The sequence below is a fragment of the Sodalis praecaptivus genome (genome assembly GCF_000517425.1).
In the GTDB taxonomy this organism is placed as follows: Bacteria; Pseudomonadota; Gammaproteobacteria; order Enterobacterales; family Enterobacteriaceae; genus Sodalis_A; species Sodalis_A praecaptivus.
On the sequence record NZ_CP006569.1, the window covers coordinates 3,406,907 to 3,423,394 of the forward strand.

Consider the following 16,488-nt stretch of genomic DNA (forward strand, 5'->3'; position numbering starts at 1 on the left):
ATCTTGTCATGGCTAAATAAGACTGACCGCGCACGAAAGCGCCCAAATCTATGCAAACTGCCGCGAAAATGCAACCTCCGGCAAACGCAGAGAAGGCAATTATTGACGTGGCGCAAGCTGCACCGGCCGCCTCCGCGCGTTAATGCAGTGCATCGCAGAAAACGACGGGGTATTATCATAAAAGTCGACCCCGATGTCATTCATTACAGGTAAATGGCGTGCACGCATCTCAACTGATTACCGTTCTTGGCGCCCGTCTAAACGATTTAGCCGTACGCATCGAAGCCCAGGGACACCCTGTTGTGAAGCAATCCCGTTTCGATCATCTGCTCTTTAGCACCCGCGGCAACCGCCTGGGCGACTATTTGTCCGAGAGCCGCGCAACGCTTGCGCATTTGACCAGCGCGGTGGAACAGGGTCGTACCGAGCGCGTGGCCTGGCTGGCCCAGCGGCTAACCGATCAAATGTTGGCGCTCTCCCGTGAACTGGCCACGCAAAATCTGCGCCAGGCGGCCCCCGCCGCCGCACCGGAGGATATTTACGCCCGCCTGGCCGAGCATCAGGACTATGAGCGGCGGCTGCTGGCGATGATCCGCGATCGCGATAGCCTGCTCGCCGCCGCGGACGATCTGTCCCGCGCGCGGCAGTTGCAGCAGGAAATCGCCGCGCTGGAAGGCCGTCTACAGCGTTGCCGGCAGGCGCTGACCCGTCTCGAATACCAGATAGAGCGGCGCGAGCGGGGCGAATAAGAAAAAAAATTCGCCCGGCGGCACAAATGGATTACCTGTTCATCTTTTAGAGTGTAAATAATATCCTCTATACTTGAGTTTACAGCCTGAGTTGAGCAGGAGCGCGAGGTGACCCTCGAAGACGAATCCCCCGAAATCAAACTGGCGGTCGATTTGATTATGCTGCTTGAAAAGAACGAACTGGCACCAGAGCTGGTGCTGGCGGCGCTGGAGATTGTCAAAAATGATTATTTGCGCAAAGCGGATACGGTGGAATAAACGTTGATCGCCTTTGCCTGGGCACGCCGTCAGACGGTTTGGGGGGCGTCGTGTTGCTCGCAGCGCAACATCGGGCTCATGCGCAACATGTCGATCAGCGCGAAAACCAGGGTGCGCGAGTCGGCCTGCAAATCAAAGCTCCCGGGAATGAACAACCAGTTTTCCATGAGGCCAGACATAGAGGCGCGCAACATGATCGCCGCACGGCGGCAGTGCAGGGTCGCGGGCAGTTGCCGTTGCGCGATGCAGCGACCGAGCGTGGCCTCAAGCCGGCCGTAACATTCGTCGAAAAGCTGCGAACGCACTTCTTGATACAGCGCCATTTCACCCACAAACTCGCATTTATGAAACACAATTTCCATAAGCTCGCGCCACTGGCGATTGGATACGGTAGCGTCAAGAATGTAAATCATTGTCTCGGTTAACACATAAAGTGGATTGTCTGGATATTTTGTCTGATACTCTGTTTCAAAATCTCGGACCTTACTGTCAGCCGTGTGAAGTATTTCATTAAATAACTCGGCTTTATTTTTGAAGTGCCAATAAATCGCGCCGCGCGTCACCCCGGCCAATGCCGCGATATCATTGAGCGAGGTGGCGGATACACCTCTCTCGGAGAAGGCCTTAATTGCGGCGTCCAGTATATGCTGGCGGGTTTCCTGAGCCTGTCGTTTGGTTTTTCGTGCCATAGTGCCGTTTTGGAGTGGTCTTTGGATTTACATACATTCAAGAATGTATGTAACATAGCATAACGAAAAATGTCGCGCAGCACTGTCTTTGGGGCTTGTGATCACTTGATCAATTTTTTCAAATCGGAATCTTGGGGTTTATCTATGAACAAAAACAGAGGGCTATTGCCTCTGGCGGCCGTTCTGATGCTTTCCGGCAGTTTTATTCTCGCAGGCTGTGATAATAAAGAAGCCGCGCAGGCAGGTAATCAGCAGCAGGCTCCCGAAGTGGGCGTTGTGACGCTAAAAAAACAAGCGCTTAATGTCACCACCGACTTACCGGGCCGTACCGCCGCTTTCCGGGTCGCGGAAGTCCGTCCACAGGTCGATGGCATTATCCTGAAACGTAATTTCGTCGAAGGGAGCGATGTCACGGCAGGCGTCTCTTTGTATCAAATCGATCCGGCCACCTATCAGGCCGCCTATAACAGCGCCAAGGGCGATTTGGCGCAGGCGCAGGCGAATGCCGGCATCGCGCGGGTGACGGTAAACCGCTATAAGAAACTGCTCTCCACCAGCTATGTCAGCCGCCAAGACTATGATCAGGCGGTTGCGACGCTGGCGCAAAACGATGCGGCCGTGCAGGCGGCGCAGGCGGCGCTGGAAACCGCCCGCATCAATCTGGCCTACACCCGCGTCACCTCCCCGATAAGCGGCCGCATCGGCAAGTCCGCCTTTACCGAAGGCGCCTTGGTCACCAGCGCGCAAACCACCGCGATGGCGACCGTTCAGCAGTTGGACCCGATGTATGTCGATGTCACCCAGTCGAGCAATGACTTCATGCGTCTGCGCCAAGAGCTGGAAAACGGCACGTTGAAACAGCATGACGGTAAAGCGACGGTGCGCCTGTTGATGGAAAACGGCGGCGAATATGCACAGACGGGTACGTTGGAATTCTCCGATGTCACGGTGGATGAAACCACCGGCTCCATTACGCTGCGCGCTATTTTCCCGAATCCGCAGCATACGCTACTGCCGGGTATGTTTGTGCGCGCCAAATTGGACCAGGGTATCAATGAAAACGCTTTACTCGTGCCTCAACAGGGCGTCACCCACACGCCCCGCGGCGAGGCGAGCGCCATGGTGGTCGGGAGCGACAATAAAGTCGCGATCCGCCAGATCACGGCGCCGCAGGCCATCGGCGATAAATGGTTAGTCACCGCCGGATTACAAGAAGGCGACAAGGTCATCGTCGCCGGCGTGCAAAAGGTGAAACCCGGCATGCAGGTCACCCCGAAAGAAGTGACCGACCAGGAAAAACAACCGGAACAACCGCAGCCTGACACCGCCAGTAAGTCTTAACAGGAACGGGTAACCCTTATGTCTAAGTACTTTATCGATCGGCCCATCTTCGCCTGGGTGATTGCCATTATCATCATGCTGGCGGGGGCGCTATCGATTCTCAAGCTGCCCATCGAACAGTATCCGGCTATCGCGCCGCCGACGATCCGTATCACCGCGACCTATCCCGGGGCGGACGCCTCAACGCTGCAAGATAGCGTGACGCAGATAGTCGAGCAGAATATGAACGGCATCGACCATCTGATGTACATGGCCTCCGACAGCGACTCGTCCGGCACCGCCACCATCACCCTGACCTTTGAATCGGGTGCCGATCCGGATATCGCCCAGGTCCAGGTGCAGAACAAACTGCAACTCGCGATGCCGCTGTTGCCTCAAGAAGTTCAGCAACAAGGCGTACAGGTGCAGAAATCCAGCGCCAGCTTCCTTATGGTCGCCGGTTTTATCAGCGATGATAAAAACATGACCCAGGAAGATATCGCGGATTATGTCGGTTCCTCCATCAAGGATCCGATAAGCCGTACCAACGGCGTGGGCGAAGTGCAATTGTTCGGCGCCCAATATGCAATGCGTATCTGGCTCGATCCCAATAAGCTAAATAATTTTCAGCTAACGCCGGTGGATGTCATCAGCGCGCTGGAGGTCCAGAACAACCAGATCGCCGCAGGCCAGCTGGGCGGTTCGCCGCCGGTGAAGGGGCAACAGCTTAACGCCTCGATTATCGTGCAGACCCGGCTGAAAACCGCCGAGGAGTTCGGCAAAATCCAGCTGAAAGTCAATCCCGACGGATCGCAGGTGCGGCTGAAGGATGTGGCGACCATCGCGCTGGGCGGAGAGAGCTACGATATTATCGCCCGCATCAACGGCCAGCCCGCCACCGGTTTGGGGGTTAAACTCGCCACCGGCGCCAACGCGCTGGATACCGCCAACGCGGTTAAAGCGGAACTGGCGCGGCTGCAGCCCAACTTCCCCGCCGGGCTGAAAGTGGTTTACCCTTACGACACCACGCCGTTTGTGAAGATCTCCATCACCGAGGTGGTGAAAACGCTGGTGGAAGCCATCATCCTGGTGTTCCTGGTGATGTATCTGTTCTTGCAGAATTTCCGCGCGACGCTTATCCCGACCATCGCGGTGCCGGTGGTTCTGCTGGGGACATTCGCCATCCTGGGAGCGTTTGGTTATACCATTAACACCTTGACGATGTTCGCCTGCGTGCTCGCCATCGGGCTGCTGGTGGATGACGCCATCGTGGTGGTGGAAAACGTCGAGCGCGTCATGGCCGAAGAGGGGCTCAGTCCCATTGAGGCCACGCGGAAATCGATGGGTCAGATCCAGGGCGCACTGGTGGGGATCGCGCTGGTACTTTCCGCGGTATTTGTGCCGATGGCGTTTTTCGGCGGCTCGACCGGCGCTATTTACCGTCAGTTCTCTATCACCATCGTTTCGGCAATGATCTTGTCGGTTATCGTGGCGCTGATTCTGACCCCGGCGCTGTGCGCCACCCTGCTCAAGCCCATTAAAAAAGGCGATCACGGCAAAACCACCGGCTTTTTCGGCTGGTTTAATAAAAAGTTCGACCAGAGTACCCACCACTATACCGACAGCATCGGCCACATCTTAAACAGCACCGGCCGCTATTTGTTGATTTATCTGCTGATTGTGGTGGGTATGGCGTTACTGTTTATTCGCCTGCCCACCTCGTTCCTGCCGGATGAGGATCAGGGCGTCTTCCTGACAATGACGCTGCTGCCGGCGGGCGCCACCCAGGAGCGCACCCAGAAAGTGCTGGATGAGGTGACCCAGTATTATCTGAACAACGAAAAAGACAATGTCAGGTCGGTGTTCACGGTCAACGGCTTTGGTTTCGCCGGCCGGGGGCAGAACTCCGGTATCGTGTTCGTCAGCCTGAAGGACTGGGGTGAGCGTTCCGGGGCAGACAACAAAGTGCCCGCGATTACCGCCCGCGCCAACCAGGCGTTCTCCAAGATCAAAGACGGCATCGTGCTGGCGTTTAACCTGCCCGCGATCGTCGAACTGGGGACTGCAACCGGTTTCGACTTTGAGCTTATCGATGAGAACAATCTGGGGCATGAACAGCTAACCGCGGCGCGCAATCAGCTGCTGGGGATGGTGGCGCAGCATCCTGATGTGTTGCAGGGCGTCAGGCCCAACGGTCTGGAAGATACCCCCGAATACAAGCTGGATGTCGATCACGAGAAAGCCGAAGCGCTGGGCGTTTCGCTGTCGGATATCAACACCACCATCGGTGCGGCGCTCGGCGGCAGCTATGTTAATGACTTCATTGACCGCGGCCGCGTGAAGAAGGTCTATGTCCAGGGTGATGCGCCCTACCGTATGCTGCCGCAGGATATCAATAACTGGTATGTACGCGGTTCGGATAACCAAATGGTGCCCTTATCGGCGGTCACGACCTCACGCTGGCAGTACGGTTCGCCGCGTCTGGAGCGCTATAACGGGCTGCCGTCGATGGAGATCCAGGGGGAAGCCGCACCCGGTAAGAGTACCGGTGAAGCCATGGCATTGATGGAGCAACTGGCGGGCAAACTGCCGACGGGAATCGGTTACGACTGGACCGGCATGTCCTACCAGGAACGGTTATCCGGCAATCAGGCCCCGTCGCTGTATGCGATATCGCTCATCGTGGTGTTCTTATGCCTGGCGGCGCTGTATGAGAGCTGGTCTATTCCGTTCTCGGTCATGCTGGTGGTACCGCTGGGGGTTATCGGCGCCCTGCTGGCGGCGACGCTACGCGGTTTAAACAATGACGTTTACTTCCAGGTTGGTCTGCTGACCACCATCGGATTGTCGGCCAAAAACGCCATATTGATCGTGGAATTCGCCAAGGATCTGATGGAGAAGGAAGGCAAAGGACTGGTAGAAGCCACTTTGGAAGCGGTACGTATGCGTTTACGACCGATTCTGATGACCTCGCTGGCCTTCATTCTCGGCGTATTGCCATTGGCGATCAGCACCGGTGCCGGCTCAGGCTCGCAAAACGCGGTCGGTACCGGCGTCATGGGCGGGATGGTTACCGCTACCCTGTTGGCCATTTTCTTCGTACCTGTGTTCTTCGTGGTGGTACGCCGCCGCTTCGGTAAGAAGGGCCATCAGGACGAACTGGAACATGGACATCCCGTGGATAACCCGCCGCCGCGGCCGTAAGCGCGACGTCGTCATCCCCTCACACCAGGGCCGCTATTGCGGCCCTTTTTCATGTCTAGCGGGCCGAGACGATCCTCCGCCCGGCGATTGTATAATGTCTTTCCTGACGCTATAATTAATATGTTATAACATTACAATTAGGAGCAGCATGATGAAACCCGCTATTCATCCCGTTTATCGTCAGGTGGTTTTTCACGACACCACGGCCAACGTCTACTTCAAAGTCGGTTCGACCATCGCCACCACGCGCTCTGTGGAATACGAGGGGGCGACCTATCCCTATGTCACTCTCGACGTCTCCAGCGCGTCGCATCCCTATTACACCGGGAAGCAGCGTACGGTAGCCAAAGACGGGAGTACCGCGCGCTTTAATCAACGCTTTGGCCGTTTCCTCGGTCAACAAGGTTAACCTTCAGGAGAAACCAGCAGATGCAGGTATTAAGTTCCCTCAAGAGCGCCAAATCGCGCCATCCCGACTGCCAGATTGTTCGCCGGCGCGGGCGCGTGTATGTCATATGCAAATCCAACCCCCGCTTCAAGGCGGTACAGGGACGCAAAACACGCCGCTGACAATTATGGCGCTGGGCGACCGGGGCCGGGACAGAAAGACAGTACAGCTGCGCCGAGGGAATACCTTCGGCGCTTTTCTTTTTATTTGTGTCGTCGGGGCGGGAAACGGTATAGGCATGATTAGGGTAGGAGAAATGCGGGGATTTACGCATATTTGTAAATAAATATTGTATTTGAGTGAATAAGAAGAAAACACTCTTTTATTTATCCGACATGTCTGCTAATTTTAAAGTATCCATCATGCATCAGCACTGATAAAAGTAATTCAGCCGTACCGTTTCATTCCGCACCAGCACGCCGGCAATGAGAGAACGCTGAGACTCCCATCCCAACGCTGTTTACCTGAGCCCTGCTGTCACGGCTGGCTATGACTCAGGGACTGTAAGTTAATGTAAGCATGGGATGCCAAACCGCCCAAAATATCCTATCTTTAATCTGGAATGGGCGAATTGAGCAGTGGGTATCGATCCATGTCCCCAGCCGGGTTTTAAGATTACTGCAATTGCTATGTGTTAGGAGGGCTGATATGGATGAGTATTCACCCAAACGCTACGATATTGCGCAATTGAAATACCTGTGTGAAAATCTCTATGATGAAGGCATTGCCAGTCTGGGTGACAGCTATCATGGTTGGGTAAATGACCCAAGTTCCGCCGTCAATTTGCAGCTTAACGAATTAATTGAGCACATAGCGGCGAATATTGTCATCTTCAAACTTAAATACCATAATGAAAGTGAGCTTACCGATCAGGTTGAAACCTTTTTAGACGATACTTTTACCCTGTTCAGTAGCTATGGCATCAATAATTACGATATCCAGCGCTGGCGTCGCAGCCGCAGGCGTTTATTCGGAACATTCTCGGAGACAGAGCTCTGTACAACCTGAGAAAGTAGTAACACACCCGTTCAACTGACTGTACAAAAAGGTAAAAATGAAAAAGATCGACTATTTAATGCGCTTGAGGAAGTGCCGAACGCTGGAAACCCTCGAGCGTGTGATTGAAAAAAACAAATATGAACTGTCTGATGACGAACTGGAGATATTCAATTCCGCCGCCGATCATCGCCTGGCGGAACTGACCATGAACAAGCTGTACGACAAAGTTCCAGTTTCTGTCTGGAAGTATGTACGCTAAAACTGATTATTCTAAACATAATGTTAGTGTTAATAAACATGACTATTAATACCATTTTTTGCCCTCCGGCAATTAAATAACCTATTGCTTGCCCCTGCTGATAACCGTTCTTTTTCGCGCCATTGACGTCAGGTTAACCTCCTATTGTCTGGCGCGCGACGCGGATGTAAATGGCCAGTGCGTTATCATACTGGTTAATAACATTATTGGTCTTCTCCAAGCGCAGGTCCCAAGCGGTGATGTCAAGTGCTTATTGCGTCGGATTTCCCTCATTTTTGCGGGGCGGCCTTGGCGTTATTTCGTACGATTGTATTTTTACAGGTGCCGGACGGGAATGTACTGACCGGCAGATACGATTTCGGCACGTCATTAATAAAGGACAATTGCGGAAAAACCACCGCTTATTTCCCGGTAAAGGGAGGATAACCTCGGCGCCGCGGGCGGGGAGGTTCAAGGAAGAGCAAGATGAATGCGGGCTGAATTGGGTGGAGGCCCCGCCAGCGACATCCCGGCACACACGTCGCCTGCTGCGGCTGCTTCCTTCCGGACCTGACCGAGTTCACAGGGTAGTGTTGCGAGAGCACCCACGGGGCCTCCATTGACGGCTCGTTTCAAACGAGCGCGGGGCATTATCAATTAAGGCTTGGGTAATTGCAAGCCAGGGCGGTTTAAGCGCCGTTTTCTTATCCAATATGTTTCACACGTAACGCTTCACCGCCGACGGTTGCGGTCGCCGGGCTAAATGTGACAGGATAATTCCCACGCCGAATTCAACTGCAGAATTGAAAATATGCCCGATCCCTCTCACGATAATTTTCGTCAGCGCGTTTATCAGATCGTGGCCGCCATCCCTTATGGCCGATTAACCACCTATGGTGATGTGGCGCGTCTGGCCGGCGCACCGCGCGCCGCCCGGCAAGTCGGCGGGCTATTGAGCCGGCTGCCCGAGGGCAGCAAACTCCCCTGGCATCGAGTGGTAAATCGTCACGGCGCTATCTCGCTAAGCGGCGAGGATTTCTACCGCCAGCTCAGGGTGCTACAGGCCGAAGGGCTGTTGTTACAAGACAGCGGCCGGTTTGATCTCGCCCGCTGCCGGTGGCGTCCAGAAGACGGCGATTAAGCGCTTATCGCCAGCCGCCTATCGCCTTGACGTTTTCACCACGGGATGAAATAGGCCGTTCTCACCCCACTCTCTCTGATGGGCCTGCATAGGCCCCGCCGACAAGCGCTGTAGCCGCGCTTTAGGGACCGGCATAATCCAGCAGCTCTTATCCCATCGCCGTGGTGGTACGGGGCGTTACCGCGCGTTCTTGATGGGCGTCTGGGCCTGTGCAGCGCGAGCGCCGCCAGTGCCACGATTTATCACCGCAGCCACGGGGAACGCAGGCCGCCCTGGGCACGCCTCGTCGTTGGCAGCGGCCGTTGGGAGCATGGTTACCAGAAGCGACCACGGGAGTGACGGTCGCCAGATGTCGCCTTAACAATGACGGCCGCCGTGAAGCGGCCGTAGGAATGACGGTCGCCGGAAGCGACCCTCGGTATTGCGGTCGCCGGAAGCAGGCATTGAGAAAACAGCCACCGGCAACAGGCATTGAGAAAACGGCCATCGGTAGAAGGCATTGGGAGGAGGGCCTCCGGGAGCAGGCATTATTACGACGGCCGCCGGAAATAGGCATTATGAAGAAGGCCGCCAGAAGCGGCCATTCGGACCAAGGCCGCCAGGACGCGCGGCCGCTGTCGGATAGCCGTTAAAAGGACGTCGGCGCCGGGATGCTATTCGAGGGTGTCACCTGCGTCGGCGAACTTGACGGCACCGTGGTAGCGGGTTGCGTTTGCGTCGGCAAGGCCACCGACTCAACCGGTACCAAGATCAAATCGTGGCGCGTTCCGCCTTGGGTGACCGCCATTTTTACCTGCTCGGTGATCATCACTACGCGGCCATCAACCGTAATGGCGGCACTTAACAGGATACGGGCATTGGGCTGAATATCCGAGGGATTAAACGGCAATACGAAGCTGAACGGAGCCTGCTTGCCGTCCGTGCGCACCACGCGCTGCGCGATGACTTTAGACGGGGTATCAGGAATCGTGGCATCGGATAGCGTGACCGTCAACGCCGCGTTAGGCGGCAGCGCGATGCGCTGGCGGATATACACCGTACCGCTGACCGCCGGCTGGCTGATGGCGCCCTGCTGGGCGGTGCCCGGCGCTTTAAACGCGGGGGTGGGAATGTTGGCGCTTTTATCCGCGCATCCTGCCAATGTGGCGCCCAGAGCGACACCCGCAATGATTTGCCAGAGTTTCATCTTTCGCTTCTCCTTCTTATTATTTGCCGGACCTTCACCACCGTGGTACAGATTGTGGCGAATGCGATGGTGGTTCGTACCACCCAATGCTTTAATCATGGCACAAGATCCCGGAAATTTCCTGTCGCCGGGTTAAGGAGGATTTTCTGCCGTCCGCCGCCTGACCGAAGGGCCGGCAGCCATAAAAAAGCGGGAGCGCTAAGCGCTCCCGCTGGATTGGCACCCGTTCTGTCGGTAGCACGGAACGGTTAATGCCCGCGATTAGGGGTTGTAGGCATTCTCGCCGTGGCTGTTGACGTCCAAACCTTCGCGCTCTTGCTCCTCGGACACGCGCAGGCCCACCATCATATCGGCGATTTTGAAGCCGATAAACGCCACCACGCCAGACCAGATCAGGCATACGATCACGCTGATGAGCTGCACCCACACCTGGTGGCCCATGGTGACCCCTTCAGCATAACCGGTGCCGCCCAGCGACGCGGAGGAGAATACCCCTGTCAGGAGACAGCCGACGATACCGCAGACGCCGTGTACGCCAAAGACATCGCACACGTCATCCACTTTCAGCCATTTCTTCAAGGTAACCACGCCCCACAGACCGGCGACGCCACCCACCAGGCCGATGACCAGTGCACCGCCAACGCCGACGGTACCGGCAGCCGGTGTAATGGCGACCAGACCGGCGATACAGCCTGAGCACGCACCCAACAACGATGGTTTACCGCGCAGCATCCACTCGACAAACACCCAGGAAAGGATGGCGCCGGCGGTGGCCATGACGGTGTTGATAAAGGCCAGGCCGGCGATTTCGTTGGCGGCGCTGGCGGAGCCGGCGTTGAAGCCGAACCAGCCGACGTACAGGATAGCGGTGCCGGTAAATACCATCGGCAAGTTATGAGGTTTGAACGCTTCTTTTCCAAAACCGGCGCGTTTGCCCAACAAGTAAGCCCCCACCAGCCCGGCGCTGGCGGCGTTAATATGCACCACGGTACCGCCGGCGAAGTCCAAAGCGCCCAAAGAGGCCAGGTAACCCCCCGCCCATACCATATGCGCCATGGGCAGATAGGAGAAAGTCAGCCACACCAGCACGAAAATCAGCACCGCCGAGAAGCGGATACGCTCCGCCAGCGCGCCGACGATCAGGCCAACGGTAATGCAGGCGAAGGAGCACTGAAACGCGACATGAATCAGCTGATAGAAACTGCCGGTCAGTGCGGTCACGCCGATGCTTTTAAGCATGATCATGCTGAAATCGCCGAAGAAGGCATTACCGGTACCGAACGTCAACGAGTAGCCGTAAATCATCCATAGCACACAGACCAGCGCAAAAGTGACCGCAACCTGCGTCAGCATTGACAGCACGTTTTTTCCGCGCAGCAGACCGCCGTAAAACAGCGCTATCCCCGGAAGCGTCATGAACAGCACCAGCGCGGTGCTTATCATCATAAAGGCATTGTCGGCCTTGTCGACTGCGGGTGCCGCAGCCATGGCCCAGGACGGCAAGAGGGCCGCAGCGCCTAAAGCGGTGAGTGAGACAAGTTTCTTCATTTTTTATTCATCCCTATCTACAAATAGCGCATGTCGTTAAAGTGCCGCTTCGTCGGTTTCGCCGGTACGAATGCGAATAACCCGCTGAAGTTCAGCAACAAAAATCTTGCCGTCGCCGATTTTGCCGGTATAGGCCGCCTTGCTGATGACATCAATCACTTCATCAAGCTGATCGTCAGCGATAGCGATATCGATTTTCACTTTTGGCAGGAAATTTACGCTGTACTCGGCGCCGCGATAAAGCTCGGCATGGCCTTTCTGACGCCCAAATCCCTTCACTTCAGTGACCGTCAGCCCCTGAATTCCCACAGAGGAGAGCGCTTCACGCACATCTTCCAATTTAAATGGCTTAATCACCACGGTTACCAGCTTCATATGTACCCCTCGAAAATTAAGTCCCGACTCGCGACCACTACGCCCAATTAAAGCAAAGCATGTGCCACAAATGTTTTGACATAAAAATTTACCGTTAGCAGGCTATTCCTATGGCAACTGCCTGTCGCGAGTTAGAGGGAGGGATCAAAAAAGCAAGGCCATATAAAGGGAAATGCACCAAACAGGTGCCTGATGCTAAAAAACGGTGCGTCTGTCACAAATTTGGCACACAAATGCCCACTCGCAGTGCGTACCGCGGCGAATGGGCATCCCATTGGCGCTTACGATGACGAAACGGCGAGGGGAAATCGTGGCGCCTGAGGGATAAAGGCAAATGTTATTGCCGCACGGCGGCGAAAGGGTAAAGGTATCGCTAAGCCGGCGGCCCGGCCTTAACCGGGCAATGCCTGGGGCGCGTCGGCGCGCAGCGCCTGTCCCGCCTGCTGCAGCTGATACATTCGATAATAGCGGCCTCGCGCCTGCAGCAGGGCGGCATGGGTGCCCCGCTCCACCGCCTCGCCCCGATGCAGCACCAGGATTTGATCCGCCTCGACCACCGTCGACAGCCGGTGGGCTATGACCACCAGCGTCGTATGGCGCCGCACCGCCACCAGCGCGCGGGCAATCGCCTGTTCAGTACCGGAATCGATATTGGCGGTGGCCTCATCGAGAATCAATACCGCCGGCGTGGACACCAGCACCCGCGCCAGAGCCAGCAATTGCTTTTGCCCGACCGACAAAGTGTTGCCCTGTTCACCCAGTTCGGCGAACACTCCCCCCGGTAGCGAGCGTACCAGCGCCGCCAGTTGCACCTGCTCTAACGCGCGCCAGACCTGTTGTTCGCTTATCTCCCGTCCGAGGGTGACGTTGCCATAGACCGTGTCAGCCATGACGACCGGATCTTGCTGCACCATTGCCACCCCCTGGCGCAAGACGCGATGGCTAAGAGTCTCTATGGGCCGGCCGTCCAGTAACAGCGTCCCCGCGCTGACCGGATAGTAGCCCATCATCAGGCTGGCCAGGGTACTCTTGCCGCTGCCGGTATGCCCCACCAGGGCGATAAAACTTTTCGCCGGCGCCATTAGCGAAATGTCGCGCAACACCGGCGATCCCTGGCGATAGGCAAAGTGCAGGTGGCGCAATTCGATGGCGCCACCGCTCAGGGAAACATCATCCGTGCCGTACCGTTGCGCGGGACCGTCCATCAGTTCAAAGATACGTTCTCCCGCGACCGCCGCCTGCTGCATGATGGACTGCTGGGATGTCAGCTCAATCAGCGGCTCGTTGAGCCGGCCGAGGTAATTGATGAAGGCGTAAAGCACCCCCACACCTATCGCCCCGCGCGGACTTAGCCCAAACAGCAGCAGCATGCCGCACAATATCAGCGCAAACAGCAGGCTGAGCAGCGGGCGCAGCAGATAGCCCTCCAGCCGTAGCGTCGCCATACGGGTTTGGAAGTGGGCGTGGCTTGCCCGCTGTAGCTTGTCGCCGAAACGCCGCTGCTGGCGGAATTGCTGAATTACCCCCATCCCGTTGATGGCTTCATTAAAACCATCATTGATATCGGCGACATAGGCCCGCATCCGCCGCACGATTGGCGTGCTGTAATGCTGATACAGCCACATCACCACAATGACCACTGGAAACAGCACCAGCGAGATACTCGCCAGCCGCCAGTCCAGCAAAAACATCGCCACCAGCATGGCGCTGATTAACGCCACGCTGCGCAGCACGGAGGCCACCACCGTGACGTACAGATCTTTCACCACTTCGGTATCGTTGGTCACCCTGGAAATGAGCTGCCCTACCGGCTGAGTATCGAATACGCCTAACGGCTGGCGCAGCGCGGCATCCATGACTTCCGTTCTCAACTGCTGCACGACGCTTAACGCGGTGCGGTTGAATAACAGCGCCTGGTAATAGCGCAGCGCCGCCGACAGCACCTGTAGCGCGAGGAAAATCGCCACCAGACCGGCCACCGTCCAGGGCGGCAGGACTTTCTCGGGCAGAATATGGTCGATGAAATAGCTAATGACTATCGGTCCGGCGACTTCCGCCGCTGCCGCTAGCCATAACATCAGAGCCGCCAACGTCAACGGCCTGCGGTAGGGCCGGCCATAGGCGAGTAGCCGTTTAAGGGGGGGCCAAAGGCTAGTCCAGCTGCGCATCGCCCGCCTCCTTGGGTTCCTGTTCGAGGGCGGCTTCCAACTGCTGGTAGCGGTACATATCCCGGTACCAGCCCGGCTGGTGCAGCAGCGCGGCGTGATCGCCGCGCTGGCCGATGCGGCCCTGTTTAAGCACCAGGATCTCGCTCGCACCCTGCAGCGCCGACAGCCGGTGCGCGGTAATGATCACCGTTCGGTGGACACCCCAGCGACGCAGATTATGCAATATGCTATGTTCGGTACGCCCGTCAACCGCCGATAACGCGTCATCCAGGACGAGAATTTCCGCCTCCAGCAAGAGCGCTCGGGCAATCGCCAGACGCTGTTTCTGCCCGCCGGACAGCATAACGCCGCGTTCCCCGACCTCTGTCTGGTACCCCTTAGCAAGACGCAGTATGTCGTCATGTATGCAGGCCAACCGTGCCGCCTCTTCGATCTGCTCCGCCGTGGCGTCCGGCCGGCCAAGGGCGATATTGCTGGCCACGCTGTCAGAAAACAAAAAAGGCGTCTGGCTCACCACCGCCAGCCGACTGCGCCATTGATCGAGCGCCAGCGCGGTCAAAGGCAGATCGTGAAAGCGTATCTCCCCTTCGCTGACGTCAAACTGCCGCAGGATTAGCGCCAGTAGCGTGCTTTTGCCGGCGCCGGTAGGGCCGCACACGCCCAGCATCTGCCCGGGCGCCAGCGTCAGATGTATATCCTGTAACGCATGCTCTTTAGCGTGGGGGTAACGAAAGGCATTAATCGCCACCCTCAACGTTCCCCGCCCCGCGGGAAGAGATAACGCGCCATCCTCGACTTCTGGCCCCTCTTCCAACGTCTGGCGGATGCGACTGTAGGCCGCGCTGCCGCGCTCGACAATATTGAACATCCAGGCAAGGGCGAGCATGGGCCAGATCATCAGCCCGAGATACATGATAAAGCTGGTCAGTTGACCGAGCGTCATGGCGCCACGCAGCACCAGCCAGCTGCCGCCGCCGACCGCCAGCAAATTTGATAACCCTACCGCCAGGTAAATAGTCGGGTCGAAGCGGGCATCTACCCGGGCCACGCGCATGTTTTTATCACCGGCCTCCGCGGCGACGGCGGCGAAACGCGCCGACTGATGCTGTTCCAGACCGAACGCCTTGATCATCCGAATGCTGGTCAGATTTTCCTGCGCCTGGTTGTTGAGCGAGGAGAACGCCGCCTGCGCCACGCGAAAGCGCTGATGCAGGCGCTGGCCGTCCCGCTTGATGAGCACCGCCATTATCGGCATCGGCAACAGCGCCAACAGCGTCAGTTGCCAGCTGATTTGCAAACTCATCACCAACAATACCGAGCAGCCCATCACCAGTGAATCCACCAGCGTCAGCACCCCTTCACCGGCGGCGAGGACCACGCGGTCCACATCATTGGTGGCGCGCGCCATCAAATCGCCGGTACGATGGCGCAGATAAAAGCCCGGCAATTGCCGGCTCAGCAACTGGTAAAGCCGGTCGCGCAGTTCTACCGCCAGCCGGTATGCGGCGCCAAATAATAATACTCGCCAGACATAGCGCAGCCCATAGACCAGCACCGCGGTAAAGACCATCACCCCTAGCCACAGCGCGAGACGCCGCCCGCTGGCGTTGCCGGCCACCACGCTATCGATAATCATCCCCACCAGCCGCGGCGGCACTAATTGCAATAGCGCGATAATGATCAGTAATGTCACAGCACCCAGGTATTGCCGCCACTCGCGGCGAAAAAACCATCCTAATTGTGCAAATAATCTCACGAGGCGTTATTCCAAAAATAAAAAGGGCCGGACAGCCGCGCCGAGCGCCAGGCGCTATTGTGGCCGTATTATACCGTGATTAAGAAATTTATGCTGGTTCAACCCTGGCGGGGACCGAAAGCCATGGGGGCGCGGCGCTGTTATCGCCCTCACCGCAGGGAGTGGTGATTCAGTGGCCGAAAGGTTAAATGGCCAAATGGCTGAAGGGTCAATTGCTCAAACGGCTAACGGGCCGATAAGGCAACTTGTCGAATAGTTGAATGGTGTTATGCCGATGGTGTGATTGGCCAACGGGTCGAATGGACGATGGGTTGAATGGCTAATTGACCGGATGACGATTAAGCCGGCGTGGTAATTTATCACTAGAATTTACGCCGCGATCACCAGATAATATATTCTCTTTTTATGG

General features: G+C 56.8%; 15 protein-coding genes and 1 other RNA gene. 9 read left to right on the plus strand and 7 right to left on the minus strand.

The features are described from left to right. Window positions 1-218: 218 nt before the first annotated feature. Both priC and SANT_RS23515 read left to right on the plus strand, forming a co-directional pair. Window positions 219-749 carry a primosomal replication protein PriC gene (gene priC / locus SANT_RS15210; RefSeq protein WP_025423129.1) on the plus strand — a complete coding sequence of 177 codons (531 nt, stop codon included), beginning with the start codon at window positions 219-221 and terminating at the stop codon, window positions 747-749. Window positions 750-857: 108 nt separating this feature from the next. Beyond that, complete coding sequence (locus SANT_RS23515; protein WP_071882037.1) at window positions 858-1,007, plus strand: DUF2496 domain-containing protein; 150 nt, start codon at window positions 858-860, stop codon at window positions 1,005-1,007. A 29-nt stretch (window positions 1,008-1,036) separates the two neighbouring features. On the opposite strand, the gene acrR is transcribed toward SANT_RS23515, so the two are convergent. Continuing rightward, window positions 1,037-1,696: a multidrug efflux transporter transcriptional repressor AcrR gene (gene acrR, locus SANT_RS15215; protein ID WP_025423130.1), complete on the minus strand. Its 660-nt coding sequence runs from the start codon at window positions 1,694-1,696 to the stop codon at window positions 1,037-1,039. A gap of 144 nt (window positions 1,697-1,840) precedes the next feature. Between acrR and SANT_RS15220 the strand changes: the two genes are divergently transcribed. The 6 genes from SANT_RS15220 (at window position 1,841) to SANT_RS15245 (ending at window position 7,926) form a co-directional block, all read left to right on the plus strand. Further along, window positions 1,841-3,037 (plus strand): efflux RND transporter periplasmic adaptor subunit, encoded by a 1,197-nt coding sequence (locus SANT_RS15220; RefSeq protein ID WP_025423131.1) that lies wholly within the window; start codon window positions 1,841-1,843, stop codon window positions 3,035-3,037. An 18-nt stretch (window positions 3,038-3,055) separates the two neighbouring features. After that, a complete protein-coding gene (locus tag SANT_RS15225; protein ID WP_025423132.1) occupies window positions 3,056-6,220 on the plus strand; it encodes an efflux RND transporter permease subunit in 3,165 nt (1,054 codons plus the stop codon). A gap of 151 nt (window positions 6,221-6,371) precedes the next feature. After that, entirely contained in the window at window positions 6,372-6,629 is a 258-nt protein-coding gene (locus tag SANT_RS15230) for a type B 50S ribosomal protein L31 (protein ID WP_025246874.1), read from the plus strand. Between the two features lie 20 nt (window positions 6,630-6,649). Next, window positions 6,650-6,790 carry a type B 50S ribosomal protein L36 gene (gene ykgO, locus SANT_RS15235; RefSeq protein WP_025423133.1) on the plus strand — a complete coding sequence of 47 codons (141 nt, stop codon included), beginning with the start codon at window positions 6,650-6,652 and terminating at the stop codon, window positions 6,788-6,790. Window positions 6,791-7,316: 526 nt separating this feature from the next. Continuing rightward, entirely contained in the window at window positions 7,317-7,676 is a 360-nt protein-coding gene (gene tomB, locus SANT_RS15240) for an Hha toxicity modulator TomB (RefSeq protein WP_025246875.1), read from the plus strand. A 46-nt stretch (window positions 7,677-7,722) separates the two neighbouring features. Then, window positions 7,723-7,926: an HHA domain-containing protein gene (locus tag SANT_RS15245; protein ID WP_011410544.1), complete on the plus strand. Its 204-nt coding sequence runs from the start codon at window positions 7,723-7,725 to the stop codon at window positions 7,924-7,926. Window positions 7,927-8,418: 492 nt separating this feature from the next. Here the strand turns inward: SANT_RS15245 and ffs are convergent. Then, window positions 8,419-8,515, minus strand: an RNA gene (ffs, locus tag SANT_RS23520) — signal recognition particle sRNA small type. Between the two features lie 201 nt (window positions 8,516-8,716). On the opposite strand from ffs, the gene SANT_RS15250 reads away from it, so the two are divergent. After that, entirely contained in the window at window positions 8,717-9,046 is a 330-nt protein-coding gene (locus tag SANT_RS15250; RefSeq protein ID WP_025423134.1) for an MGMT family protein, read from the plus strand. Between the two features lie 628 nt (window positions 9,047-9,674). On the opposite strand, the gene SANT_RS15255 is transcribed toward SANT_RS15250, so the two are convergent. The 5 genes from SANT_RS15255 to SANT_RS15275 all read right to left on the minus strand — a co-directional run bounded on the left by SANT_RS15255 (window position 9,675) and on the right by SANT_RS15275 (window position 16,079). Further along, a complete protein-coding gene (locus SANT_RS15255; protein WP_025423135.1) occupies window positions 9,675-10,232 on the minus strand; it encodes a YbaY family lipoprotein in 558 nt (185 codons plus the stop codon). 261 nt (window positions 10,233-10,493) lie between these two features. After that, window positions 10,494-11,780 carry an ammonium transporter AmtB gene (gene amtB / locus SANT_RS15260; RefSeq protein WP_025423136.1) on the minus strand — a complete coding sequence of 429 codons (1,287 nt, stop codon included), beginning with the start codon at window positions 11,778-11,780 and terminating at the stop codon, window positions 10,494-10,496. Window positions 11,781-11,816: 36 nt separating this feature from the next. Next, on the minus strand, window positions 11,817-12,155 hold the full coding sequence (gene glnK / locus SANT_RS15265; protein WP_002208627.1) for a P-II family nitrogen regulator: 339 nt from the start codon (window positions 12,153-12,155) through the stop codon (window positions 11,817-11,819). 392 nt (window positions 12,156-12,547) lie between these two features. After that, window positions 12,548-14,323: a SmdB family multidrug efflux ABC transporter permease/ATP-binding protein gene (locus SANT_RS15270; RefSeq protein ID WP_025423137.1), complete on the minus strand. Its 1,776-nt coding sequence runs from the start codon at window positions 14,321-14,323 to the stop codon at window positions 12,548-12,550. Beyond that, on the minus strand, window positions 14,307-16,079 hold the full coding sequence (locus tag SANT_RS15275) for a SmdA family multidrug ABC transporter permease/ATP-binding protein (protein ID WP_025423138.1): 1,773 nt from the start codon (window positions 16,077-16,079) through the stop codon (window positions 14,307-14,309). Before SANT_RS15275 ends, SANT_RS15270 begins: the two co-directional genes overlap by 17 nt. Between the last annotated feature and the right edge of the window lie 409 nt (window positions 16,080-16,488).

Excerpts from the sequence above, each read along its gene's own strand:
- acrR (WP_025423130.1), bottom strand. The coding sequence starts at position 1,696 with ATGGCACGAAAAACCAAACGACAGGCTCAGGAAACCCGCCAGCATATA.
- SANT_RS15220 (WP_025423131.1), top strand. The coding sequence starts at position 1,841 with ATGAACAAAAACAGAGGGCTATTGCCTCTGGCGGCCGTTCTGATGCTT.
- SANT_RS15225 (WP_025423132.1), top strand. The coding sequence starts at position 3,056 with ATGTCTAAGTACTTTATCGATCGGCCCATCTTCGCCTGGGTGATTGCC.
- SANT_RS15230 (WP_025246874.1), top strand. The coding sequence starts at position 6,372 with ATGAAACCCGCTATTCATCCCGTTTATCGTCAGGTGGTTTTTCACGAC.
- ykgO (WP_025423133.1), top strand. The coding sequence starts at position 6,650 with ATGCAGGTATTAAGTTCCCTCAAGAGCGCCAAATCGCGCCATCCCGAC.
- tomB (WP_025246875.1), top strand. The coding sequence starts at position 7,317 with ATGGATGAGTATTCACCCAAACGCTACGATATTGCGCAATTGAAATAC.
- SANT_RS15245 (WP_011410544.1), top strand. The coding sequence starts at position 7,723 with ATGAAAAAGATCGACTATTTAATGCGCTTGAGGAAGTGCCGAACGCTG.
- SANT_RS15250 (WP_025423134.1), top strand. The coding sequence starts at position 8,717 with ATGCCCGATCCCTCTCACGATAATTTTCGTCAGCGCGTTTATCAGATC.
- SANT_RS15255 (WP_025423135.1), bottom strand. The coding sequence starts at position 10,232 with ATGAAACTCTGGCAAATCATTGCGGGTGTCGCTCTGGGCGCCACATTG.
- amtB (WP_025423136.1), bottom strand. The coding sequence starts at position 11,780 with ATGAAGAAACTTGTCTCACTCACCGCTTTAGGCGCTGCGGCCCTCTTG.
- glnK (WP_002208627.1), bottom strand. The coding sequence starts at position 12,155 with ATGAAGCTGGTAACCGTGGTGATTAAGCCATTTAAATTGGAAGATGTG.
- SANT_RS15270 (WP_025423137.1), bottom strand. The coding sequence starts at position 14,323 with ATGCGCAGCTGGACTAGCCTTTGGCCCCCCCTTAAACGGCTACTCGCC.